Raw genomic sequence first — 24014 nt, 5'->3', positions numbered from 1 at the left:
GAGTCCCGGCCGACTCCACCCGGAACGGCCCCAAGACCCCGCCGCCCCCGCCGAACCGATCCACCCCGCTGCTGAACCCCGGCCCGGAGACCGGCCCGTACCGTGCTGCCCGTAGGGTGCCTGTCATGGCCTTGCAGATCAGCGCCACGAACCCGGAGCACCCCGCCCTGCTGCTCGACCTCCCCTGGGACACCCCGCTGGAGGAGTGGCCGGAGGAGTGTCTGGTGCCGCTGCCGCGCGGTATCTCCCGGCACGTGGTGCGTTACGCGCGCGCCGGGGCCGAGGTGATCGCCGTCAAGGAGCTGGCCGAGCGGCCCGCGCTGCGCGAGTACGGGCTGCTGCGCGACCTGGACCGCCTCGGCATCCCGGCCGTCGATCCGCTCGCCGTGGTCACCGGCCGCACCGGGCGTACGGGCGCCCCGCTGGAACCGGTGCTGGTCACCCGGCACCTGAGCGGTTCGCTGCCATACCGGTCGATGTTCGAGACGACGATGCGTCCGGCGACCATGCACCGGCTGATGGACGCGCTCGCCGTGCTGCTGGTCCGGCTGCACCTGGCCGGGTTCGCTTGGGGCGACTGCTCGCTGTCCAACACGCTGTTCCGGCGGGACGCGGGCGCGTACGCCGCGTATCTGGTGGACGCCGAGACTGGCGACCTGCACGCCCGGCTGAGCGCGGGACAGCGGGAGTACGACCTCGATCTGGCCCGCGTGAACATCAGCGGGGAGCTGCTGGACCTGGAGGCGTCCGGGGCGCTGCACCCGTCGGTGGACCCGGTCGCGTTCGGTCACGAGATACGGGTCCGCTACGACGGGCTGTGGCGGGAGCTGACCCGCACCTCCGTCTATCCGGCGGGCAAGCACCACTACATCGAGCGCCGGATACGGCGGCTGAACGACCTCGGTTTCGACGTGGCCGAGATGCAGATCGAGCGGTCGCCGCGCGGGGACACCGTGGCGTTCGTGCCGAAGGTCGTCGATGCCGGACATCACCAGCGGCAACTGCTGCGGCTGACCGGCCTGGACGCCGAGGAGAACCAGGCGCGGCGGCTGCTGGGCGACCTGGAGAGCTGGATGGCCACCCAGGACGACTACGCGCCCGGCGATCCGCTCGCCGCCCGGCCGGAGGTACTGGCCCACCGCTGGGTGCGGGACGTCTTCCGGCCGACGGTACGGGCGGTCCCCCCGGAGCTGCGCGGCTCGACGGACCCGGCGCAGCTCTACCACGAGCTGCTGGAACACCGCTGGTACCTCTCCGAGCGTGCCCAGCACGACATCGGGCTGGACACGGCGGTCGAGGACTACCTCAGCCAGGTGCTGCCGGGGACTCGGGCCGTACCGGAGGCCGACCCCGAGGAGTGAGCGCGCCCCGCCGGGCGCCGCGCGGGGCGGGGCGGGGCGGGCTGAATCCGGTGGCCGGGGCCGCCCGGACTCACTACGGTGCCGCCATGACCTTGGAGTGGGAACAGGTGATCGTGGACGCCGCCGACCCGGAGGGGCTCGGCCGCTGGTGGGCCGGGGCGCTCGGCTGGGTGGTGGTGAACGACGAACCCGACGAGTTCGAGATCCGCCCCGCCCCGGACCGGCTGCCGGGACTGCTGTTCGTGCGCGGCACCCTGCCGAAGACGGAGAAGAACCGGCTGCACCTGGACTTCCGCCCCGACGACCGGAATGCCGAGGTGGGCCGTCTCCTCGCCCTCGGCGCCCGGCACGCGGACATCGGCCAGGGCGAGCAGCCCTGGGTGGTGCTGGCCGACCCCGAGGGCAACGAATTCTGCGTGCTGGGCGCGCGGCGCGGCTGAAGCAGCGGCCGGACCGCCGTGGGGCCCCGCCCTTCCGTCACCCGCGCGAACCCCGCCGATCGAACATACGATGGCCGGGAGCCCGGTGCGGTGGCACCCCGCGACACCGCCCCGTACGGCGACACCCGGGGGTGGAGTGGCATGGCAGAGGCCGCCGACGCAGGCCGGACCGTCATCCTGACCGTGGACGACGATCCGGGGGTCTCGCGGGCCGTGGCACGGGATCTGCGGCGCCGGTACGGGAAGTCGTACCGGATCGTGCGCGCGGAGTCCGGGCCGTCCGCGCTGGAGGCGCTGCGCGAGCTGAAGCTGCGCGGTGACCTGGTGGCGGTGATCCTGGCCGACTACCGGATGCCGCAGATGAACGGCATCGAGTTCCTGGAGCAGGCGCTGGACGTGTATCCGGGCGCCCGCCGGGTGCTGCTCACGGCGTACGCGGACACCAACGCGGCGATCGACGCGATCAACGTCGTCGATCTGGATCACTACCTCCTCAAGCCGTGGGACCCGCCGGAGGAGAAGCTCTACCCGGTGGTGGACGACCTGCTGGAGTCCTGGCGGTGCAGCGCGCACCGGCCGGTGCCGTCCACCAAGGTCGTCGGGCACCGCTGGTCGGCGCGGTCGTCGGACGTGCGGGAGTTCCTGGCCCGCAATCAGGTGCCGTACCGCTGGTACTCCGTGGAGGAGCCGGAGGGGCGGCGGCTGCTGGCGGCGGCGGCCGAGGACGGGCAGCGGCTGCCGGTGGTGATCACCCCGGACGGTACGGTGCTGGTGGAGCCCGAGGCGCCCGAACTGGCCGCGCGGGTGGGCCTGGCGACCACGCCGACCGCCGACTTCTACGACCTGGTGGTGATAGGCGGCGGCCCGGCCGGGCTGGGTTCGGCGGTGTACGGGGCCTCCGAGGGGCTGCGTACGGTGCTGGTGGAGCGGTCGGCGACCGGCGGGCAGGCCGGGCAGAGCTCCCGCATCGAGAACTACCTGGGGTTTCCCGACGGGGTGTCCGGGGCGCAGCTCACCGACCGGGCGCGGCGGCAGGCGAGCCGGTTCGGAGCGGAGATCCTGACGACCCGCGAGGTGACCGGTCTCGAAGTGAACGGCGGGGCGCGGGTGGTGCGGTTCGCGGACGGTTCGGCCATCGCCGCGCACAGTGTGATCCTGGCGACCGGTGTGCAGTACCGGCAGTTGGAGGCGACCGGCTGCACCGACCTGACCGGGTGCGGGGTGTTCTACGGCTCGGCGCTGACCGAGGCCGCCGCCTGCCAGGACCACGACGTGTTCGTGGTGGGCGGCGCCAACTCGGCCGGGCAGGCGGCGATGTACCTGTCCCGGTTCGCCAAGTCGGTGACGCTGCTGGTGCGCGGGGCGGACCTGTCGGCGTCGATGTCGTACTACCTGGTGCAGCAGATCGAGGAGGCGCCGAACATCGCGGTGCGCGGGCACACGGTGGTGGACGCGGCGCACGGCACCGACCGGCTGGAGGCGCTGACGCTGCGCCATGTGGGCAGCGGGGAGAGCGAACGGGTGGACGCGCAGTGGATGTTCGTGTTCATCGGCGCGGCTCCGCTGACCGACTGGCTGGGCGGGACCGTGGCGCGGGACCCGCGCGGGTTCATCCTGGCCGGACCCGATCTTTCGGAGGACGGCGGGCCGCCGCCGGGCTGGGAGCTGGACCGGCCGCCGTACCACCTGGAGACCAGCATTCCCGGCGTGTTCGTGGCGGGCGACGCGCGCGCCGAGTCCGCGAAGCGCGTCGCGTCCGCAGTGGGAGAGGGAGCGATGGCCGTCATGCTCGTCCACCGGTATCTGGAGCAGTCGTGAGCGGCCGGGTGATGCCGTGCAGCCCGAAGGAGATCGGGGCGCTGTTCCTGTTCGAGAAGCTGTCCCCGGAGCAGCTCGGCAGGCTGTGCAGCGAGGGCCGGGTGGAGTTGTTCGAGCCCGGTGTCGTGTACGCGGAGGGTGATCCGGCGACCTGCTTGTACACGATGATCGAGGGCACGGTCGTGCTGTCCCGGCGGATCGGCGGCGACGACGTGGAGGTCAACCGGACGTCGCAGCGCGGGGTGTACTCCGGTGCGATGCAGGCGTATCTCGGGGACCGGGTGCCGCAGGTCTACAACAACACGATGCGGGTGACGGAGCCGACCCGGTTCTTCGTGCTCCCGGCGACGACGTTCGCGGCGATCATGGGCGAGTGGTTCCCGATGGCGACGCATCTGCTGGAGGGGCTGTTCTTCGGTTCCAAGAACATCCAGACGGCGATCGGGCAGCGGGAACGGCTGCTGGCGCTGGGCTCGTTGTCGGCGGGACTCACCCATGAGCTGAACAACCCGGCGGCGGCGGCCGTGCGGGCGACCGCCTCGCTGCGCGAGCGGGTGGCGAAGATGCGGCGCAAGCTCTCGGTGATCGCGGAGGGGCCGTTCTCGCGTGAGGTGCTGGCCCGGCTGATGGAGGTGCAGGAGCGGACCGCGGAGCGGGTCGCCAAGGCGCCGTCGCTGTCCCCGCTGGAGGCCGCCGACCGGGAGGACGTGCTGACGGACTGGCTGGAGGACCACGGGGTGGACCACGCCTGGCAGTTGGCGCCGACGTTCGTGCAGGCGGGCCTGGACACGGACTGGCTGGAGCAGGTCGCGGCGGCCGTGGAGCCGGGCATCCTGCCCGGTGCGGTCGGCTGGCTGAACTACACCATCGAGACCGAGCTGTTGATGAACGAGATCGACGACTCCACGAGCCGTATCTCGCACCTGGTGGACGCGGCGAAGCAGTACTCGCAGCTCGACCGGGCCCCCTACCGGGTGGTCGATGTCCATGAACTCCTGGACAGCACGCTGCTGATGCTCTCCGCGAAGATCGGTCCGGGCATCGAGCTGGTCAAGGAGTACGACCGCACGCTGCCGCCGGTGCCCGGTTATCCGGCGGAGCTGAACCAGGTGTGGACCAACCTCGTGGACAACGCGGTGTCCGCGATGCGCGAGACGGGCGGCGCGGGGACGCTGACCGTGCGCACGGCGCGTGACAACGACCATCTGCTGGTCGAGTTCGGGGACACCGGTCCGGGGGTGCCGCCGGACATCCGGAGCCGGATCTTCGACCCGTTCTTCACCACCAAGCCGGTCGGCGAGGGCACCGGGCTGGGCCTGGACATCTCGTGGCGGATCGTCGTCAACAAGCACCACGGCACGCTCCGTTTCGAGTCGGAGCCGGGCGACACCCGGTTCCAGGTGCTGCTGCCGCTGACCGGCGAGGCACCGGACGCCGGTGCGGAGTCCGGCGCCTCGGGGCATGATCCCGAACACGCGCCCCCGTCCGCCCTGACCGGACCCGAGGAGACAGCATGAGCGACGAGCAGGCGATCGACCCGGCCGTCCCGCCGAGCGGCACGGGCTGCGTGGAGTGCGAGGAGAACGCCGGGTGGTGGTTCCATCTGCGGCGCTGTGCGAGCTGCGGGCACATCGGCTGCTGCGACGACTCCCCCGGCAAGCACGCCACCGCGCACTTCCGGTCCACCGGGCATCCGGTGATGCGCAGCTTCGAGCCGGGCGAGGAGTGGTTCTGGAACTTCGCCACGGAGGAGCTGTACACCACGGGTCCCGAACTGGCGCCGCCCGCCGCGCATCCCGCCGGGCAGCCGACCCCGGGGCCCGAGGGCCGGGTACCGGCGGACTGGGCGCGCACGCTGCGCTGAGGTCCGTCGGCACCCGGTGGGTCAGCGGTGGCACTCCAGACTGCCGAGGTCCACGGTCCCGGCCAGCGACCGCATGCCCTTGGCGTTGGGGTGCAGGTGGTCGCCGTTGTCGAAGAGCGGGTTCATCCGCTCCGGGTCGTAGGGGCTGCGCAGGGTGCGGTCGAAGTCGGCCACGGCGTCGAACCCGCCGCCCTCGCGGACGTATTGGTTGATCTCTTGGCGCACCTCCTCCGCCTGCGGGTCCCATTCCGACCAGCCCTTGAACGGGCCGACGGTGGCCCCCACCACACAGACCCCGGCCGCGTGCGCCCGTCGTACGATCTCGCGGTAGCCGTCGATCATCTGCGGTGCGGTGACTCCCGTGTGCGCCTTGATGTCGTTGACGCCCTCGAAGAGGAACACCGTGCGCAGACCGGGCTGGGACAGCACGTCCCGGTCCAGCCGTGCGAGGGCGCTGACGCCGCCCGAGTCGCTGAGCACGCGGTTGCCGGAGATACCGGCGTTGGCGACGCCCTGGACGGTGCCGTCCGCGCGGTGGAGCCGGTCCGCCAGGTGGTCGGGCCAGCGCTGGTCGCCGTCGGTGGGGCTCTGCCACCCGTCGGTGATGGAGTCGCCGAGCGCCACCACCGCCCCGGCGGCCCGGCCCGCGGGCCGTACGGAGACCGCGTCGAGGTACCACCAGGCCTCGGTGACACCGGTCCAGCCGGCCCCCGACTCGTCCGCTGTGCGGTCCTGCTCGGCGGTGTACGAGGTCTGCAGCGCCAGTCCGTGACCGGTGGCCGGTCCGGCCGCGTCGGGGCTGTGCAGGCTGACGGCCAGGGAGGCCCGGGCCGGGAGGCGCAGCGGCACCGGATCGCTCCACGCGGTGGCCCCGGCCGGGACGGTGACGGCGGCGGCGCCGTCGAAGGTGACCCGCCGGTTGCTGCCGGGCCGAAGCGCCGCTCCCTCGCTCTGCAGCCCGGCGCGTACCGCGTCCAGGGTGAGGGGGCGGTCCCCGAAGGCGTTGGATATCCGCAGGCGTACCCGGTCGCCGCCGACGCTGGTGCGCACGACGAGCCGGTAGGCGCGGCCGGGCACGCCCTCGCCGAGGCGGTCGGCGCTCGCCGCCCAGGTGACGACCCCCGAGCCGGTGGACGCGGCGGGCGGGCCCGCCGCGCGGGCCGGGGTCTGCTGCCAGGCGAGGCCCAGGAGCAGTGCGGCCGAGGCGGCGCACATGCGCGCGAGCCGGCCGGTCACCGGGCGGAGTCCTTCGGTGTGACGGAGCCGTGGGGCCTCAGACGCACCGTGGTCGGGGTGCCTGTGTGTGCCACGGTCGCCATCGTCCCGCCGAGGCCGCGTACGCGCACCTCGGCGGGTCTCCCGGCCCGCCGGGGGACCTGCGGTGCCTGTCTTTCGGGCGAGCCCTCGCCTGCGGGCGCCCGCCACCACCGCTGGTGGCGGGCGTCCGGCGCCGACGCCCCGGCCGGCCGCGCGGAGGCGGCCCGGACCGGGAACGTCGGCAGTGCGGCAGGGGTCGCCGTCGCGGCTGGCCGGAGGAGCGGACCGCGTCCGTTCGGCGGGGTGCCCGTGCCGGAGTGGGTCATCGGCGCGGGCTCCGGGGCACGTCGATCCGGTCGATGTCCGGGGCGTAGCCGCTGCCGCTGTCGAAGGTGACGGTGTTGGTCCCGGCCTTCAGGGTGACGGGGATGCTCGCGGTCTCGGCGGTGCCCCAGTCGCCGGTAGAGGCGAACTTGTGGGCGGTCGCGGTACCGGAGTTGGCGTAGACGTTCACCGAGCGGGGGTCGCCGCTGACGTAGGAGACACGGAGCAGATAGGTGCCCGCGCGGTCCACCTTGACGTCGTTGAAGCGGAGGGTGCCACCGGTGTAGAGGTTGCCGACCTTCTTGCCGCCGGAGCAGGCCGCGCAGTCGGCGATCGAGGCGTTGCCGCCGAGGGTGTTGCGGGCGGACTCGGCCTCGTAGCCGGTGGTGCGCACGGTGGTGCCGTGCGGGGTGACGGTGAAGAGGCGGGAGCCGTGGGCGGGGAGCTTCTCGGTGATGTGGTCGGCGCGGACGCCGATGCCGCGCTTGGCCCAGACGTCGCGCACGGAGGCGGAGCCGGTGAAGCCGAGGGCGGAGTAGTCGGCGGTGACGGAGGCCGGGGACTCACCGAGGTTGAACAGGGCGACGGTGTAGGTGCCGTCGTGGTTCTTCGCGGCCCACACCTGCTGCGGGTCGGCGGCGGTCACCGGACGGGCGGGCGGGTTGGGGCCCTGGTCGATGGCGAGGGCCTCGCGGTTGGTGAGCAGCGAGATGCCGTAGTCGTCCAGCTTGGTGAGGTCGTCACCGGTGTACAGCGGGGACTTGGCGATGGACCACAGGGTGGCGTAGGTCTGCCGCTCGGCCTTGGTCAGGCCGTCCATCGCGCCGCTGCCGACGTCGAGGGAGTCGAGGTCGTTCCAGCCGCCGGGTCCGGCGTGCCGGGTCCAGCCGGGGGTGTCGTCGAAGCGGTCGTTGAGGGAGTTCTCCCAGGAGACCAGGCTCTCGCAGTAGCACTCGACGTCGGTGTCCACGCGCCACCCCTGGCTGTACTTCTTCCAGTCGGCGACGTGGTCGATCGCCAGCGACCAGGACAGCTCCAGGTGGATGGGGCGTCCGGTACGGGCTATCGCCTTCTGCCAGGCGGCGACGTCGGCAACGTTGTCATAGTTCTCACCGGTCTTGAACGATCCGGGGCCGACGCCGTCGAACTTCAGGAAGTCGTAGCCCCAGTCGGCCAGGGACTGCGCCTGGGAGTCCACGAACTTCTGGGTGCAGGGGTTGGCGAAGTTCAGCTTGTAGGCGCTGTCCCAGCCGTTGGTGGTGCGCAGGTCGCTGTAGACGATGTCGGCGGTGGTGCAGCCGGGGGCGTGCCAGATCGGGGACTTGCCCTCGTTGTACGCCTCCTTCTCCAGACCGACCGGGAGGTAGATGCCGGCCTTGAGACCCTTGGCGTGGATGTGGTCGGCGACGGCCTTCATGCCGCGCGGGAAGCGCACCGGGTCGTTGGTCTGGCGGGCGTACTTGTCGAACTCGGGCTTCCACGTCCAGTCGCGCCACCAACCGGCGTCGATGTTGACGTAGTTGTAGCCGTACTTCTTCAGCTTGGCGGCCAGCGCGTCGGTCTGCTTGAGGACGTTGGCCTCGGTGAGCCAGCTGTAGTCGCCGTTCGGGTTGAGACCCGGGTACTTCGACGACTGCATGCTCCAGCTCGACCAGCCCATGTAGGGCTTGGCGGCGAGCTTGGTGTGCGCCGCGGCCAGGGTGGCGTGGGTGTTGTCCGCGGCGGCCGGGGCCGAGGTGGCGAGACCGGCGCACAGCGCCAGTGCCACGGCGGCCGTCAGACCGCGCGCGGTCATGCGGGACTTCGGGGGTGACCACATGGTGGGGCTTACCTCCAGGATGGATGAGGGTTCGGGGCGGCTCAGCCCTTTCCGCTGCCGGGAGCCGAGGTGATGAAGGACCGGATGGCGGCTGCCGAGGCACCGCGTGCCCACTCCTCGAAGGGGAGCGGGCGGAACCGTACGTCGCACCGGGCGGCGGACCCGAAGGCCGCCTCGGTGAACGCGCGGCGGACGTGACCGGCGAAGAGGTCGTGGGCGGTGAGGCCCTCGCCGGAGATGACGACCCGTTCGGGTCCGAGCAGGTTGGCGACGGCGGCGATGCCCCGGCCGATGGCGGTGCCCGCCCGTTCGTAGACCTCGCGGGCGCCGGGGACGCCCTGGCGGGCGAGGTCCGCGGCGGCGGCGCTGTCGGGGACGGGGCGGCCGGTGGCGGCGCGCATCGCGGTGAGGATCGCGGCCTCCCCGGCGACGGCCTCGACACACCCCCGGCTGCCGCACGGGCAGGCGGGTCCGGCCGGGTCCACGACGACATGGCCGATCTCGCCCGCCACGCCGTGCGCGCCGGACACCACCCGGCCGTGCACGACGAGTCCGCAGCCGATGCCGGTGCCGACGGTGACCACGGCGAAGGAGTCCAGGCCCGCGCCCGCGCCGAACCACTGCTCGGCGGCGGTGAGCGCGCGCACGTCGTTGTCCACGGTGACCGGCAACCCGGTCGCGGCGGAGGCGAGTTCCGCCAGCGGCAGGTCCCGCCAGCCGAGGAACGGCGAGTACGTCACGATCCCCTCGGCACGGTCCACGTCACCGGAGACGGCGATGCCCAGTCCGACGGCGGGCCCCAGGTCCCGCGTCTCGTCGATGAGTTCGCGGACGAGTGCGGCGAGCGCGGCGAGGACGGCGCGGGGCGAGGGGTCGGGCAGCGGGACGCGGCGGGCGAGCCGGACCCGGCAGCACAGGTCGGTGAGGACGCCGATCAGCTTGTCGCCGGTGACCTTGACCCCGGCGAACAGGGCGCGGGCGCCGTTGACCCGGACCAGGGTGGCGGGCCGCCCGACGGCGGGCCGGGAATCCTCGTCCGCGTCCTCCAGCAGATAGCCCGCCTCCAGCAGAGGGCGTACGGCCTTGGTGACCGCGGCCGGGGACAACTGGGCGCGGCGGCCTGCCTCCAGGCGGGTCAGCGGCCCGTGGGACAGGACCGTGGTGAAGACCTGGGAGACGGCCGGCGTCTGCGCCGGGAAGATCTCGGCGCCGGTGATCGAGCGCATGGCCGGGAACCTATGGCCATTATTTTCCGCTGTCAATAAAAGGAACAGCGCTTGTTTCCGGGGCGGTTGTGGAACCCGGCGGTCCGCCGCCGATGCGTGTGCGGGGCACGTTTCTGCTGCTCCGGGCGTGTCCTCCGGCTCCGGGCACGCGGATGCCCCGCACGGGGGCGGGGCATCCGGTCGGGCGGTCCGGCGGGGCCGGAGGGGATCAGCGGCGCACGGAGGGGGTGTTGGCGGAGGTCACGTTGACCGCCGCCCACGCCTGGTCCACCGTCCTGTACTCGGTGCCGCTCGCGCCGTACAGGTCCTTGGCCGCCTTCAGCGTCGCCACGCGGGCGTCGTGGAAGTCGGTGGTGGAGACCATGTAGCGGGTGAGCGCCCGGTAGAAGATCGCGGTCGCCTTGGTGCGGCCGATGCCCTTGACCGTGACGCCGCGGTAGGTCGGGGAGTCGTAGGCGACGCCATTGATCGTCTTCTTGCCGCTGCCCTCCGCGAGGAGGTAGTAGGCGTGCGAGGAGACACCGGAACCGGCGTGCACCTCGACGTCGTACATGCTGGGCGACCAGTAGTCGATGGCGCGTTCCAGCTTGTCCAGCGAGGGGTGGTCGAGGCGCCGCAGGAACTTCTGCTTCAGCCCGAGCTTCTCGCCGATCAGGTAGTCCGGGGTGTCCTGCTTGTTGTTGGCGTAGAACTCGACGTTGGAGCCGAAGATGTCCGCCAGCGACTCGTTCAGGGCGCCGGGTTCGCCGTACTGGTTGCCGTACTCGTCCATGAAGGTGGGCTCCAGCTTGGCGGTGGCGTCCACCACGCCGTGGGTCAGCTCGTGCCCGGTGACGTCGATCATGACGAGCGGCTTCTTGAAATCCACGCCGTCGCCGTCGCCGTACAGCATGCAGCCGCAGGTGGGGTCCCAGAAGGCGTTGCCGACCTCGCTGCCCCAGTGGACCATCGCCTGCGCGGGCTTGCTGTTGCCCGCGATGCCCTTGCGGCCGAAGGTCTTGAGGTAGAAGTCCAGGGTCTTGGTGACGCCGTACTGCGCGTCGGCGGCGGCCGTGACCCGGCTGCCGGTCGCCCCGGTGCCCCAGGTGTTGGTGGTCGCGGTGAACGGGGCGCCGGAGCCGAACCGCTCGGTCTCGGACCCCTTGGCGTCGCGCACCTCGGTGCCGTACCGCGTCGGGTCCTTGAGCTGGAAGTGCCCGCGCGAGGTCTCCGTGGTGGTGAGGGAGACGGTGCCGTCGAAGAGGGTCTTGCCGGTGCCCTGCGCCGTCGCCGGGTAGCGCGCGGCGGCGTTGGTGCCGGTGGACATCAGGCCGTGCGCCGCCGGGGAGGCGCCGCCGGTGCCGGTGGCGACACCGGCGGCCGGGGACGCGGTCTCGCCGTGCTCGCGCATGGCGGCGCGCAGGCGGGGCGAGACGAACTCGTCGGCGACGGGCGTGTTGCTGCGCACCTCGCCGGTGACGGCGTCCACGATCACCGTGCTGCTGCCGCCGTCGGCGCTGTCGCCGCCGGTGACGGTCACCCGGTAGGCGAGGGCGGAGGCGCCGTCGCGGGCGTCCACGACCAGGGTGGCGGTGCCCGCCCGGCCCCCGGCCGCCTCGGCGGCGGTGGCGGCGGCGCGCGCGGCGCTCAGCTTCGCCGTGGCGGTGACCGGCTTGACGGCCCGTCCGGCCGCGCGGGTCACCCCGGTGTACGCGAGGGCGTGGTCGAGGTGGACCACGAGGTCGCCGCCGAGCACCGGCAGTCCGCCGTGCGAGCGGGCGAAGCGGACGTGCCGCGCGCCCTCGGGGTCGATCATGACGTCCTCGGCGTGCAGGTCCTCGCCCTTGGTCACGCCGGTCTGCGCGGCGTGGGCGAAGGCGGCGGTCCGTGCCGCGTCCACCACGGCGGCCGTGGCGGAGACGGACGCGGAAGCTCGCTGGCCCGCCCCCGCGGCGGGCCCGGCGAACGCGGTGCCGGCCAGCCCCGTGGCGGCCGTCGTCACCGCGACGGCAACCGCCACGGTACGTATGTGCGGTCTGCGCAAGATGGTCCTTAGAGGAAAAAGCGGTCGGGATCCAACCGCCTTGGCACTGGGCGCCCTTGGGCAGCCCGGAGGCTGGTCGGGCCCCCCGCGCCACCTTGACGGACCGGTCATGCCCACGTAAACCCGGAATGATCGATTTCGGCCGGAGGAGGCCGAATCTTTACGATGCCCGCCTGAGGGTGATCGATTCCTCACCGTCTGTGTGTCGTTCGGGGTCGGAGGACTGAAGTCGCCTACGTTCCCAGGTCTGTACGCGCCCTGAGCGGCGGCGGCCCGGACGGAAGCGGGAGCAGGATGTTTGCGGCGACGATGAGCAGGAGTGCGGTACTCGGAGCGGTGGTGCTGTCGCTGCTGGCGGTCCCGGCGCGGGCGGCGACCGGGGAGGGGACGGACCGGAGCGCCGGAAGCCCGCAGCGGACCACGGGCACGGGAGCCGCGGAACGGGCCACCGGCGCCGGGACGACGGTGCGGGCCACGACCGCGCGCCCCTCGGGACTCCCCGCACCCGACACCGCCGGTCTCGGCACCGTGCTGGACAAGCTGCTCACGCGGGGCGCGCCGGGCGCGCTGGCCCGGATCGACGACGGCACGAAGACGTACCGGGTGACGCGGGGCGTCGCCGACCGCACGAACCGCACGGCCATCAGCACCGACGACCGGTTCCGCATCGGCAGCGTCACCAAGTCGTTCTCGGCGGTGGTGCTGCTGCAACTGGCCGCGGAGAAGAAGCTGTCGCTGGACGCGCCGGTCAACCGCTATCTGCCGGGGCTGCTCCCGGACGACCGGATCACCGTCCGGCACGTACTGGGCCACCGCAGCGGGCTGTACGACTTCAGCAACGACATGTTCGCGAGCAGCGTCTCCGGGTTCGAGGCGGTCCGGAACAAGGTCTTCACCTACCGCCAGTTGGTGGCGCTCTCCCTGAAGAAGCCGCGCACCAACGCGCCCGGTGCCGCCTACTCGTACTCCAACACCAACTTCGTCGTCGCGGGCCTGCTCATCGAGAAGCTGACCGGCAAGCCGGTGCGCACGGCGTACCAGGACCGGATCATCGGACCGCTGAAGCTGGCCGACACCTTCTACGTGCACCCGGACACCAAGATCCCCGGCCGGTACGCGCGCGGCTATCTCACCCCGGACACGGCGGGCGCGCGGCTCGTGGACGCGACCGCCCAGACGGCGTCCTGGGCGCAGAGCGCGGGCGCCCTCATCTCCAGCGCCCACGACCTCAACACGTTCTACTCGGCGCTGCTCGGCGGCAAGCTGCTCCCCGCCGCCGCCCTGAAGGAGATGGAGCGCTTCGTCCGCGTCAACAGCACCACCTCGTACGGCCTCGGCCTGCGCCGCCGCGACCTGTCCTGCGGGGTCTCGGTCTACGGCCACACGGGCGCCGTCCAGGGCTACTACACCTACGCCTTCGCCACGAAGGACGGACGGCGCGCCCTGACCGCGCTGGCGACGACCTCCAACAACGGCCAGGTCCTCGACACCCTGGCCGCGACGCTCGACGCGGCGTTCTGCGGAAGGCCGAAGTCGGTGCGCACCCAGGGCGTCACCCACCACTGACCGCCCCGCACCCCGGCACCCCCGCTGCCGCCGACGCGTCACCCGCTTGGCGGAGCGGGAGGTTCCGGGTGACCATGCCCGGCATGAAGGGTGATCTTTTCTCCAGCGAGTACATGGTCCGTCCGGCCGTCGAGGCCGGGATGAGCGTCGAGAACGCCAAGTGCGTGCGGTACGTGGTGAACGGCGAGATGTACGCCCGGCAGGGCGCGATGATCGCGTTCCGGGGCGGTCTGCGGTTCGAGCGCAAGGGCCAGGGCGTGGGCGGGATGCTCAAGCGGGCGGTCACCGGTGAGGGGCTGCCGCTGATGACGGTCAGCGGGCAGGGCGAGGCGTGGTTCGCGCACGAGGCGCAGAACTGCTTCATCGTCGAGGTCGAGCCCGGCGACCGGTTCACCGTCAACGGCCGCAACGTCCTCTGCTTCGACGCCACGCTGTCGTACGAGATCAGGACCGTGAAGGGGTCCGGTGTCGCGGGCGGCGGGCTGTTCAACAGCGTGTTCAGCGGGCACGGCAGGCTCGGCCTGGCCTGTGAGGGCAACCCGCTGGTGATACCCGTCTCGCCGGAGAACCCGGTGTACGTGGACACGGACGCGGTGGTCGGCTGGACGGCGGCGCTGGAGACGTCGCTGCACCGCTCGCAGTCGTTCGGGTCGATGCTGCGCGGCGGCTCCGGGGAGGCCGTGCAGCTCGCGCTCAGGGGTGAGGGCGTCGTCGTGGTCCGCCCGAGCGAGGCGACCCCGCAGAAGGTCCAGCAGCATTGAGAGCCCGCCCGTACGACCTGAACTCCCCCGGAAGGCCGACCTGTTGATCACGCTCGCCGACATCCGGACCGCCGCCGCGCTCATCGCCCCGCACGTGGTCCGCACCCCGACCGTGCCGAGCCCCGGTCTCACCGGCCTGCTCGGTGTCCCGGTCACCGCCAAGCTCGAACTCCTCCAGCGCACCGGCTCGTTCAAGGCGCGGGGCGCGGTCGCCGCGCTGCTGGGGCTCAGCGGGGCCGAGCGGGCGGCCGGGGTGGTCGCGGTCAGTGGCGGCAACCACGCCGTCGCCGTCGCGGAAATGGCGGCGGCCCTGGACGTCAAGGCCACCGTGGTGATGCCGCGCACCGCCCCGGCCCGCTCCCGCGAACTCACCGAGGCGGCGGGCGCGTCGGTGCGGCTGACCGACGGCATGGACAGCGCCTTCGAACTCGTCCTGCGGCTCCGGGACGAGGGGCTGACCCTGGTGCACCCCTTCGACGACCCGGTGGTGGTCGCCGGTCAGGGCACGGTCGGCCTGGAACTGGCCGAGGACGCGGGAGAGTTGACCGATGTCCTGGTCAGTGTCGGCGGCGGCGGTCTGATCGCCGGGGTGGCGACCGCGCTGCGCGCGCTGCGGCCCGGAGTGCGGGTGTGGGGCGTGGAGACGGAGGGCGCCGAGGCCATGTCGGCGGCCCTGCGCGCGGGCGGCCCACGGCCCGTGCCGGTGTCCTCCCTGGTGACGACACTCAGCGCGCCGTCCGTCGCCCCGCTGACCTACGCCCATGTCTCGGCCCTCGTCGAGGAGGTCCTGGTGGTGTCCGACCGCGACGCCGTCCAGGGCTGCCTGGACCTGGCGGACCGCGCGAAGCTCTGGGCCGAACCGGCGGCAGGCTGCCTCCTGCCCGCCGCCCGCCAGGTACTGGCCCGAGTGGGCGAGGACGCCCGCCTGGGCCTGGTGGTCTGCGGAGGCAACAGCGCGCCCGCCGAACTGTTCGGCTGGGCGGAGGGGTTCGGCCTGCTATAAGTCCCGGCCGGGGCCGACGGCAGGATTCCGGGGGGGCACAGAGTCCGGCCCCCCGGCGGACGTACGGTACGCGGACCCCGTGATCGTCACCGAGCCGAGGAAGAGCCCGCCCGCCCCTTCGACCGGCACGGCGGCACCGGCGGGAGCCGGGCCGGGCGGCGGCCGGTGTGCACGCCGGACCGCCCCGACCGGATCGTTCGCCGCCGCGCAGTTCATCACACCGGACGCGCTGTGACCTCCGCCATCGTCGGCGCCATCGCCCTCGGATTCATTCGCACGGGTGAGCATCCTGTGCCGGAAGCGGGTACTAGGGCCCTCTACGCCCCGACGCTCTGGAAGGCCCCCGCGTGAACGCATTCGTGCACAGGACCCTGGTGGTCCAGCTCCGCACGGAGGGTACCGGCCGTTGCCCGGTGCTCGCCCACCTCAGTTACGACGTGGACGACCCGTTCGCCGTGAATGCCGTCTTCGGGCACGACGGGCAGGTGCTGGCCCAGTGGCGGCTGGACCGGGAGATGCTCGCCGAGGGACTGACCCGCCCGGTCGGCATCGGGGACGTACGGCTGCGCCCGGAGAGCACCGGGCTCTGGCAGGAGCTGCGGATGGAGTTCCTGGGGCGGGCCCGCCCGGACGGCAGCCGCCACCACGCGGTGGTGTTCGCGTGGGCGTCCGCCGTGGAGTCGTTCCTGCGCGAGACCCACGAGGTGGTCCGGCCCGGCCGGGAAGAGGTGCCGGTGGACGAACTCCTGGCGGACATCCTCAGCACGGGCTGAGTCGGGCTACTCATGCGGGCGCCCGCCGGACGGGGCGACGATGGGGCCCGTTCCAGCCGGACACCGGGTCCGGGCCGGACACCGAGGAGTCTTCCGATGACCACCGCACTCCGCTCCCCCGCGCCCCTGCCGCGCCGTGTGCCGCCCGTCGTCTACGCGGCGGTGGCGGCCGGGGGTCTCGCGCTGTCCGCGTGGGACGTGCGTGACCGTACGACCTGGCTGCTGGAGACGTTCTGGGCGCTGGCCGGGCTGCCGCTGGTGCTGCTGCTGTGGCGCCGCTTCCCGCTGACGGGGCTGCTGTGCGGGCTGCTCGCCGCGCACACTCTGGTCCTCGCGGCGGGCGGCCACTGGACGTACGCGCAGGTCCCGGCGGGCGACTGGGTGCGGGACGCGCTGCACCTGTCCCGCAACCCCTACGACCGCTTCGGCCACCTGGTGCAGGGCTTCGTCCCGGCGATCCTGGTGCGTGAACTCCTCTGCCGGACCTCGCCGTTGCGGGGCAGCCGCTGGCTGGCACCGCTCACGGTCTGCGCCTGCCTGGCGTTCAGCGCCTGCTTCGAACTCCTGGAGTGGGCCGCCGCGTTGATCGGCGGGCACGGCGCGGACGCCTTTCTCGCCACCCAGGGGGACGTGTGGGACACCCAGTGGGACATGTTCTGCGCGCTGATCGGCGCGGTGGTGTCCGTGCTGCTGCTGAGCAGGGTGCACGACCGGCAGCTCACGGCGCTGGAGGCCCGTACGGCGGCCCGCGGATGAGCTCGCGTCAGCCGTCCTCGGCGGTCGGGCCGGTGTTCCGGCGGCGCGCCCACAGCGGCAGCCCGTACCAGCAGAGCAGATACCAGGCGACGACCCCGCTCACCAGATACGGCACGTAGGCGTTGTGGGTGGCCACGCGCAGGATCAGCAGCAGGGCCGAGGTCATGGTGAGGAGCAGCAGGACCAGGCCGACGAAGGTGAGCGCGGACGCCAGCCGCACCGCCTGCGGCTTCACCCGGTGGCCGGAGACCAGCCGGTGCAGGGAGACCGGGCCGATCAGGGCACCGGTGGTAAAGGCGCCGAGGACCACGGTGACCAGGTGGATGGTCCGGTCGGTGGTGCCGAGGTCGGCGTACTTCTGCTGGAAGACGACCGTCAGCAGGAAGGCGAAGAGGATCTGCACCCCGGTCTGCGCGACCCGGACCTCCTGGATCAGCTCACCCCACTTGCGGTCGGCCTGTTCCTCCGCCGTCTCGTCCCGCCCCCGGTGCGGCTCCTGCTGCGTCATGCGGTACTGGATTACCCGCCGGGCGCCCTTCAAACGGGCGCCCGGCCGGGAGGTCACCAGCGGTTCTCGACCTGGGACTTGATACGGCGGTCGTAGAGGTCGCGGATCGCCGCGTGGGTCTCGGCGGACAGCGCGGGCAGCTTGGCCGCCTCGGCGTTGGCGCGGGCCTGCGCGGGGTTGCGGGCGCCGGGGATGACCGTGGTCACGCCGGGCTGCTCGATGATCCAGCGCAGGGCGAGCTGCGCCGGGGTGTAGCCCTCGGGGGCGAGCGCGGCGAACTCGGCGGCGGCCTCCACCCCGGTCGCGTAGTCCACGCCGGAGAAGGTCTCGCCCTGGTCGAACGCCTCGCCGTGCCGGTTGTAGGTGCGGTGGTCGTCGGCCGCGAACACCGTGTCCTTGGTGTACTTGCCGGACAGCAGGCCGGAGGCGAGCGGAACGCGGGCGATGATGCCGACCCCGGCGGCGCGCGCGGCGGGCAGCACCTCCAGCAGCGGCTTCATCCGGAACGGGTTGAGGATGATCTGCACGCTCGCCACGTTCGGGCGGGCGATGGCGGTCAGCGCCTCCGCGCAGGTCTCGACGCTGACGCCGTACGCGGCGATCCGCTCCTCCTCGACCAGGGTGTCGAGCGCGTCGAACACCGCGTCCGAGGAGTAGACCGGGGTGGGCGGGCAGTGCAACTGCACCAGGTCGATCCGGTCCACACCGAGGTTGCGGCGCGAACGGTCGTTCCACTCGCGGAAGTTGGCGAGGACGTAGTTCTCCGGGAGCTGCTCGACACGGCGGCCCATCTTGGTGGCGACCAGCACGTGCTGGTCGGGGCGCCCGCTGAGGAAGGAGGCGATGGTGGACTCGCTGCGTCCGTCGCCGTACACGTCGGCGGTGTCGAAGAAGGTCACCCCGGACTCGGCCGCCGCCTCCAGCACCGACAGGGCTTCCTTGTCGTCCACCTCGCCCCAGTCGGCGCCGAGCTGCCAGGTGCCGAGCCCGACGACCGACGCCCACTGACCCGACCTGTCCATCACACGTTCGTCCATGCGGTCAGTGTGTCATCAGGGGGCGCCCGGTGTGGAACCGGTCCCTCCGGCAGGGGGACCGGTTCCCCGCTCACTCCCCCGGCGCGCCGGGCGTCAGATACCGCTGTACGAGCGGTCCACAGCGGTCCACGACGGCGTCGAGGCCGGTGGCGCGCAGGTGCGGGCCGCGCGCCACGCCGTACATGACGCCGAGTCCGAGCAGGGCGGCCACGGCGAGTTCGGCGCGCAGACCGGGTTCCGGGCCGGTGAGGCGGGCGGCGAGCCGGTCGGTGACCTGGGCGCGGAAGTTGGCGCGCAGGATGTCGCCGTGGTCGCCGTGCAGCGGGGCGAAGGCGATGCGCAGCAACGGGTCGGTGCCCCGGTCGCGCTGGCTGGCCAGCACATGGCGGACCATGTGGCGGCCGAGGCGGTCCAGGGGCGCGTCGAGCAGGTCGTCGGCGTCGGTGTCGAAGGACATGACACGGGCGAACAGGGCGTCCTTGTTGCCGAAGTACTTGAGGATCAGCGGCGGGCTGACCCCGGCGCGCTCGGCCACGGCCTTCAGGGTGATGTCGGCGTGCGCGTGCCGGGCCAGCAGGTGCCGGGCGGCGCGCAGGATCGCCGTCCGGGTGGCCTCGGCGTCCCGGCGGACCGGCGCCCCCGCCTCCTCGGCGGCGGAGGCGGACCGTCCGGCGGGGGCGGTCGCGGTGGGCCCGGGGGCCTCGGGCCGTCCGGCCGGGGCGGGCCCGGGGGCTTCGGGGTGTCCGGCGGGGACGGGCACGGCGCTCACGCTCCTTCCAGTGCCTCGTCCCGGACCACGCGGTCGCCGCCCCCGGCGCGCCGGATGCCGCGCGCGGGTCCGTCACCGGGGATGGACAGCGCGGCGGCACAGGCGAACAGCGCGACCGCACCGGCGATGCCGAAGGCGAGCAGGTATCCGTGCAGCGTGGCCACCGGGGCACCGCCGACCAGGCTGGTGTGGTGGACGAGCACGGCGGCGACGACAGCGCTGGAGGCGGCCTGGCCGATGGTGCGCATCAGGACGTTGACGCCGTTGGAGGAGGCGGTCTGGGCCGCGGGGACGGCGCGCAGGATCAGGGTGGGCAGCGCGGAGTAGGCGAGCGTGGTGCCGGTGGCGACCACGGTGGCGCCCAGGATGATCATCCACAGGTCGCGGCTGTCCACGATGCGCAGCGCGTAGCCGCAGGCGATGACGGCGGCGCCGAGCGCCAGGGTGACCCGCGGGCCGCGGCGGGCGGAGATCCGGGCGGACAGCGGCGAGAAGAGCAGCATGGTCACCCCGCCGGGCAGCAGGCACAGACCGGTGGCGACGATGGACAGGCCGAGTCCGTAGCCGCTGGCTCTCGGCTCCTGGACGAGCTGCGCGGTGACCAGCGAGTTGGCGTAGAACGCGAACCCGGTGAGCAGCGCGGCCACATGGGAGAGGCCGACACGCGGCCGGGTGACCAGGCGGAGGTCCACCAGGGGCCGCTCGGTGCGCAGTTGGTGCCACCACCACAGGGCGAGGACGACGACGGAGGCGGCGAACAGCCCGAGGACCGCGGGGCTGGTCCAGCCCCACTGGCCGCCCTGCGAGACGCCCATCAGCAGGCAGACCAGTCCGACCGCGATCCCGAGGGCGCCGACCACGTCGAACCGGCCGGGCTCGCGCACCGGGGACTCCCTGACGGCCCACCAGGTGGCCCCGGCGACGACCGCCCCGAGCAGGCTGGTCAGCCAGAACATGGTGTGCCAGTCGGCGTACTGCACGACCAGCGCGGCCAGCGGCAAACCGAGCGCCGCTCCGATGCCGACGGTGGAGCTCATGAAGGCGACCGCCGACCCCCGCCGCTCGGGCGGGAGTTCGTCACGCAGGATGCTGATGGACAGCGGGACCACGGAGGCGGCGGCGCCCTGGAGGGCGCGGGCGGCGATGAGCACCCGGATGTCGGACGACAGGGCGCACAGCACCGAGCCGACCGTCATCAGGACGAGCGCGGAGGTCAGCACCCGGCGCTTGCCGTACATGTCTCCGGCCCGGCCCAGCACCGGGGTGAGCACCGCGCCGGAGAGCAGGGTCGCCGTCACCATCCAGGAGACGGCCGCGGCCGACGAGTGGGTGAGCCGGGGCAGGTCCGGGAGCAGCGGGACGACGACCGTCTGCATGACGGCCATCAGGATGCCGCCCGACGCCAGCACCGGGATGGTGAGGCGGTCCCGCAGCCGGGGCGCGGTGTCCGGTGGGCCGGACTGCGGGGTTGCGGGGGCGGGCTGGTCCATCGGCGCTCCTGCGGACTCTCTGCTGAGGTGAATGACCATTCACCCTAACGAGTGAATACCCTTTCACCAAAGCGGGGATTCCGTGACCTCGCGCACGCCCGGAGCGCGGGGGGCGTGCGCCGCGGCGGACCCGAGGTCCTAGCTCCGGCGCCCCTGAAGGGCGCGGGCCGCGCGGGGTCCCGCCCAGCGCTTGAGGCGGCGCAGCACCTCAAGGCGTCCCACGGCCCGGTCGAGGCCGTAGTAGAGCTGCGGCGGGACGTACGGCAGCAGGGGCGAGTGGCGCTGGCCGAGCAGGGCGAACATGCGGTGCGGGGGCAGGCCGATGTAGCGGGGCAGGTGTTCGTACCACTGGGCGCTGTGCCGGGCGGCGCTCTGCGCGGAGAGCAGTTCCGCACGGCGCCGGGCCCCGTAGTCGGCCAGCGCGGCGGGCACCGAGGAGTGGGTGCCGAGGGCGTCCGCGAGGCACATGGCGTCCTCCAGGGCGAGGGTGGTACCGGCGCCGATGGAGTAGTGCGTGGTGTGGGCGGCGTCCCCGAGCAGGACGGTGTTGCCGTGGTGCCAGGAGCGGTTGGTGACCGTGCGGAACCGCAGCCAGCGGGCTCCGGCGCCGGAGGACGCGGCCGAAGCGGACCCTGCGGAGGAGGCCGAGGCGGACCCGGCCGAGGGAGCCCCGGCGGAGGACCCCGCGAGCAGGGGATGTCCGTCCAGAATCCCGGCGAACAGCTTCTCCAGCAGGGCGAGCCCCTCGCCCTCGTCGGCGGCGTCCAGGCCGAGTCCGGCGAGTGTCCCGGGGGCGCACTCCACGACGCAGGTGCTGTGCTCGTCGTCGTAGGGGTAGCCGTAGGCCCAGATCCAGCCGTGCTCCGTCTCCGCGAAGGCGAAGGTGAACGCGTCGAAGACCTTGGTGGTGCCGAGCCAGATGTAGGGGTTGCGCCCCTCGGTGAGCCGGGTGCCGTGGTGGTCGGCGTGCGCGGTGCGCAGGGCGCTGTGCACCCCGTCGGCGGCGACGACCAGATCCGCGTCCGGCACGGCGTCCGCGCCGACGCCGCTCTCGAACTCGACACGGACGCCCAGCTCGCGGGCGCGGTCGGCGAGGATCTTCAGCAGCCGGTGCCGGCCGATGCCGTGGCCGGTGTCGCCGGGCTGCCGGGTGAGCCGGTCCCCGATGTGGGCGACACCCTGGTCCCAGCGCACCGAGGCGTCCTCGACGGCGCGGGCCGACTCGGGGTCGAGGGCGTGCAGCCGGTCCAGCAGACCGCGCCAGTAGGTCACGCCCCAGCCGTACGTGGCGCCCTCGGCGCAGCGCTCGTGGACGGTGATGTCGTGGGACGGGTCCTGCCGCTTGAGCAGGATGGCGAGGTACAGGCCGCCCGGCCCGCCTCCGACACAGACGACCTTCACGCGCGCGCCCCAGTGACTCGAAGTGATTGTTCGGCGCCGCACGGTAGCAGGACGGGGGTGTGCCGAACGACCGCGCGCGGCGCGGTGGTTCAGCGGGTTGACGCGGCCGGAGGGGGACCCGGCGGGCCGGTGCTCAGGCCCCGGTGGACCGGCACTCGGGGTGTCCCCACCCCTGCGCGTTCTTGGCGATGGGCTCACCCGCCGCGTAGGAGCGCCCGCACAGGCAGTGGCCGGGGAACTTCGCCTTGATGGTGCGCGCGGAGCCGGTGGAGGCCGTACCCGTGCCGCCGCCGGACGGCTTGCGGCGCGCCGCGCCGGACGGCTTGGACCTGGGGGTGTCGGGGGACGGCGGCGGCTCCGGGGAGTCGAGTGCGCTGCCCGCGGGTTCCTGGGCGACGGCGGCCTGGCTGGCGGCGCGGTCGGCGAAGTCGTTCAGCGGGTCGCCGTCCACCTGGTGGGCGGGGACGTAGCGGAAGTCCACGGTGCGGCCGTCGAGCAGGGCGTCGATGCGGACCACGAGTTCCTGGTTGGCGACCGGCTTGCCGCCGGAGGTCCGCCAGCCGTTGCGCTTCCAGCCGGGCAGCCAGGTGGTGACGGCCTTCATGGCGTACTGGGAGTCCATCCGGATCTCCAGCGGCACGTCCGGATCGACGGCGGTGAGCAGCCGTTCCAGGGCGGTGAGTTCGGCCACGTTGTTGGTGGCCCGGCCCAGCGGCCCGGCCTCCCAGCGGGCGGCGGTCCGCTCGTCGTCGTCCGAGACCACCCACGCCCATCCGGCCGGTCCGGGGTTCCCCTTCGAAGCCCCGTCGCACGCGGCCACCACTCGTTCACGCATGCGCCCGATCATGCCACGCCCGCCCGGACCGGCGGACGGGCGGGCGCGGCTCCGGGTCAGACCTCCGTGAGCGCGGGGCCGTCCCCCTCGGTGGTGGTGACGTCGATGACGGAGAAGTTGGCCCCCTGCGGGTCGCTGAGCGCGGCGAACCGGCCGAACGGGCTGGTCATGGGGCCGAAGCGGAGAACGGCGCCGAGTTCGACGGCCCGTGCCACCGCCACGTCGCAGTCGGGCACGGTGAAGTACACGTTGACGTACGAGGGCACCTCGGGCGGGAACTCTCCGGTCATCCGCATCCGGCCGAGGACGGGGTCCTGGCCGAGGTCGAAGACCGCGAAGTCCACGCCCTCGTCGTCCATCCGCTTCATCCGGTAGGGAAAGAGTGAGGTCAGGAAGGGGTCCGTGCGCTCCGGGTCGCGTGTGTACACCTCGGCCCAGCAGTAGGCGCCGGGGACGGCGACGGCCTCGAAGCCCTCGTGGACGCCGCCCTGCCAGATGCCGAAGACCGCGCCGCCGGGCTCGCGGGCCAGGCACATGGTGCCGAAGTCACCGACGCGCATGGGTTCCAACAGCACCTCGCCGCCCGCCTCCGTGACCCGCGCGGCGGCGGCGGAGGCGTCCGGGGAGGCGAAGTACAGGCACCACCGGGACTGCCCCTCCTGGCCGGGCATCGGCGGCACGACGGCGGCGACCGCCCTGCCGTCGGCGTACGCCTGCGTGTAGCTGCCGTACTCCGCGGCGGACTCGCCGAACGTCCAGCCGAGCACCTCGCCGTAGAAGCGTTTGGCGCCCTCCAGGTCGGTGAACATCGCGTCCGCCCAGATGGGGGTTCCCTCAGGTTGCACGGCCATGTCCGCGGCCCTCTCGGTTCGGTCAGACGGTGGTCGGTCCCGCACTTCACGCTAGCCAACCCGCGCCCGCCCCGCTCGCCCACCCGGCCGGGCCGGGAGCGCGGCGCGGGAGGTGCCGCCGCTCCCGGCCGT

The 24014-nt window shown here is 72.9% G+C and carries 21 protein-coding genes; 10 read left to right on the top strand and 11 right to left on the bottom strand.

Annotated features, from left to right (window positions below):
• The first annotated feature begins 125 nt into the window (after positions 1–125).
• The 5 genes from KUM39_RS01435 to KUM39_RS01415 all read left to right on the top strand — a co-directional run bounded on the left by KUM39_RS01435 (position 126) and on the right by KUM39_RS01415 (position 5483).
• Entirely contained in the window at positions 126–1361 is a 1236-nt protein-coding gene (locus KUM39_RS01435) for a DUF4032 domain-containing protein (protein WP_217783443.1), read from the top strand.
• Positions 1362–1447: 86 nt separating this feature from the next.
• A complete protein-coding gene (locus tag KUM39_RS01430; protein ID WP_217783442.1) occupies positions 1448–1801 on the top strand; it encodes a VOC family protein in 354 nt (117 codons plus the stop codon).
• A 141-nt stretch (positions 1802–1942) separates the two neighbouring features.
• Positions 1943–3619 carry an NAD(P)/FAD-dependent oxidoreductase gene (locus tag KUM39_RS01425; protein WP_217783441.1) on the top strand — a complete coding sequence of 559 codons (1677 nt, stop codon included), beginning with the start codon at positions 1943–1945 and terminating at the stop codon, positions 3617–3619.
• Positions 3616–5136 (top strand): ATP-binding protein, encoded by a 1521-nt coding sequence (locus tag KUM39_RS01420; RefSeq protein ID WP_217783440.1) that lies wholly within the window; start codon positions 3616–3618, stop codon positions 5134–5136. Before KUM39_RS01425 ends, KUM39_RS01420 begins: the two co-directional genes overlap by 4 nt.
• Positions 5133–5483 carry a UBP-type zinc finger domain-containing protein gene (locus KUM39_RS01415; protein ID WP_217783439.1) on the top strand — a complete coding sequence of 117 codons (351 nt, stop codon included), beginning with the start codon at positions 5133–5135 and terminating at the stop codon, positions 5481–5483. The genes KUM39_RS01420 and KUM39_RS01415 overlap by 4 nt, the downstream gene beginning before the upstream one ends.
• A 21-nt stretch (positions 5484–5504) precedes the next feature.
• On the opposite strand, the gene KUM39_RS01410 is transcribed toward KUM39_RS01415, so the two are convergent.
• The 4 genes from KUM39_RS01410 to KUM39_RS01395 form a co-directional block, all read right to left on the bottom strand.
• The gene (locus KUM39_RS01410) at positions 5505–6719 is read right to left on the bottom strand and encodes an SGNH/GDSL hydrolase family protein (RefSeq protein WP_308288014.1); all 1215 of its coding nucleotides are present in this window, start codon (positions 6717–6719) and stop codon (positions 5505–5507) included.
• A 343-nt stretch (positions 6720–7062) separates the two neighbouring features.
• Positions 7063–8883, bottom strand: coding sequence for an alpha-galactosidase D (locus KUM39_RS01405; RefSeq protein WP_217783438.1), 1821 nt, complete (start codon positions 8881–8883; stop codon positions 7063–7065).
• A gap of 41 nt (positions 8884–8924) precedes the next feature.
• A complete protein-coding gene (locus KUM39_RS01400; RefSeq protein WP_217783437.1) occupies positions 8925–10109 on the bottom strand; it encodes an ROK family protein in 1185 nt (394 codons plus the stop codon).
• A gap of 208 nt (positions 10110–10317) precedes the next feature.
• Positions 10318–12108, bottom strand: a complete 1791-nt coding sequence (locus tag KUM39_RS01395; RefSeq protein WP_308288013.1) for a M4 family metallopeptidase — start codon at positions 12106–12108, stop codon at positions 10318–10320.
• A gap of 333 nt (positions 12109–12441) precedes the next feature.
• On the opposite strand from KUM39_RS01395, the gene KUM39_RS01390 reads away from it, so the two are divergent.
• From KUM39_RS01390 to KUM39_RS01370, 5 genes are all read left to right on the top strand, one after another.
• The gene (locus tag KUM39_RS01390; protein WP_217783435.1) at positions 12442–13698 is read left to right on the top strand and encodes a serine hydrolase domain-containing protein; all 1257 of its coding nucleotides are present in this window, start codon (positions 12442–12444) and stop codon (positions 13696–13698) included.
• 83 nt (positions 13699–13781) lie between these two features.
• The gene (locus KUM39_RS01385; RefSeq protein ID WP_217783434.1) at positions 13782–14459 is read left to right on the top strand and encodes an AIM24 family protein; all 678 of its coding nucleotides are present in this window, start codon (positions 13782–13784) and stop codon (positions 14457–14459) included.
• A 43-nt stretch (positions 14460–14502) separates the two neighbouring features.
• Positions 14503–15462 carry a threonine/serine dehydratase family protein gene (locus tag KUM39_RS01380; protein ID WP_217783433.1) on the top strand — a complete coding sequence of 320 codons (960 nt, stop codon included), beginning with the start codon at positions 14503–14505 and terminating at the stop codon, positions 15460–15462.
• 347 nt (positions 15463–15809) lie between these two features.
• A complete protein-coding gene (locus KUM39_RS01375) occupies positions 15810–16235 on the top strand; it encodes an SsgA family sporulation/cell division regulator (protein WP_217783432.1) in 426 nt (141 codons plus the stop codon).
• A gap of 96 nt (positions 16236–16331) precedes the next feature.
• Positions 16332–16991 carry a DUF2238 domain-containing protein gene (locus KUM39_RS01370; RefSeq protein ID WP_217783431.1) on the top strand — a complete coding sequence of 220 codons (660 nt, stop codon included), beginning with the start codon at positions 16332–16334 and terminating at the stop codon, positions 16989–16991.
• Positions 16992–16998: 7 nt separating this feature from the next.
• On the opposite strand, the gene KUM39_RS01365 is transcribed toward KUM39_RS01370, so the two are convergent.
• The 7 genes from KUM39_RS01365 to KUM39_RS01335 form a co-directional block, all read right to left on the bottom strand.
• Positions 16999–17499 (bottom strand): DUF6328 family protein, encoded by a 501-nt coding sequence (locus KUM39_RS01365; RefSeq protein ID WP_217783430.1) that lies wholly within the window; start codon positions 17497–17499, stop codon positions 16999–17001.
• Between the two features lie 53 nt (positions 17500–17552).
• On the bottom strand, positions 17553–18536 hold the full coding sequence (locus tag KUM39_RS01360; protein ID WP_217783429.1) for an aldo/keto reductase: 984 nt from the start codon (positions 18534–18536) through the stop codon (positions 17553–17555).
• Positions 18537–18606: 70 nt separating this feature from the next.
• Positions 18607–19296, bottom strand: coding sequence for a TetR/AcrR family transcriptional regulator (locus KUM39_RS01355; protein ID WP_217783492.1), 690 nt, complete (start codon positions 19294–19296; stop codon positions 18607–18609).
• Positions 19297–19301: 5 nt separating this feature from the next.
• The gene (locus KUM39_RS01350; RefSeq protein ID WP_217783428.1) at positions 19302–20795 is read right to left on the bottom strand and encodes an MFS transporter; all 1494 of its coding nucleotides are present in this window, start codon (positions 20793–20795) and stop codon (positions 19302–19304) included.
• 138 nt (positions 20796–20933) lie between these two features.
• Positions 20934–22196: an FAD-dependent monooxygenase gene (locus tag KUM39_RS01345; RefSeq protein ID WP_217783427.1), complete on the bottom strand. Its 1263-nt coding sequence runs from the start codon at positions 22194–22196 to the stop codon at positions 20934–20936.
• A 133-nt stretch (positions 22197–22329) separates the two neighbouring features.
• Positions 22330–23043, bottom strand: coding sequence for a ribonuclease H family protein (locus tag KUM39_RS01340; protein WP_217783426.1), 714 nt, complete (start codon positions 23041–23043; stop codon positions 22330–22332).
• A gap of 44 nt (positions 23044–23087) precedes the next feature.
• Complete coding sequence (locus tag KUM39_RS01335; RefSeq protein WP_217783425.1) at positions 23088–23882, bottom strand: VOC family protein; 795 nt, start codon at positions 23880–23882, stop codon at positions 23088–23090.
• Positions 23883–24014 lie beyond the last annotated feature (132 nt).

Origin of the sequence: Streptomyces corallincola (assembly GCF_019104725.1) — a bacterium.
Lineage (GTDB): Bacteria > Actinomycetota > Actinomycetes > Streptomycetales > Streptomycetaceae > Streptomyces > Streptomyces corallincola.
This window is presented reverse-complemented; position numbering and strand designations above follow the sequence as displayed.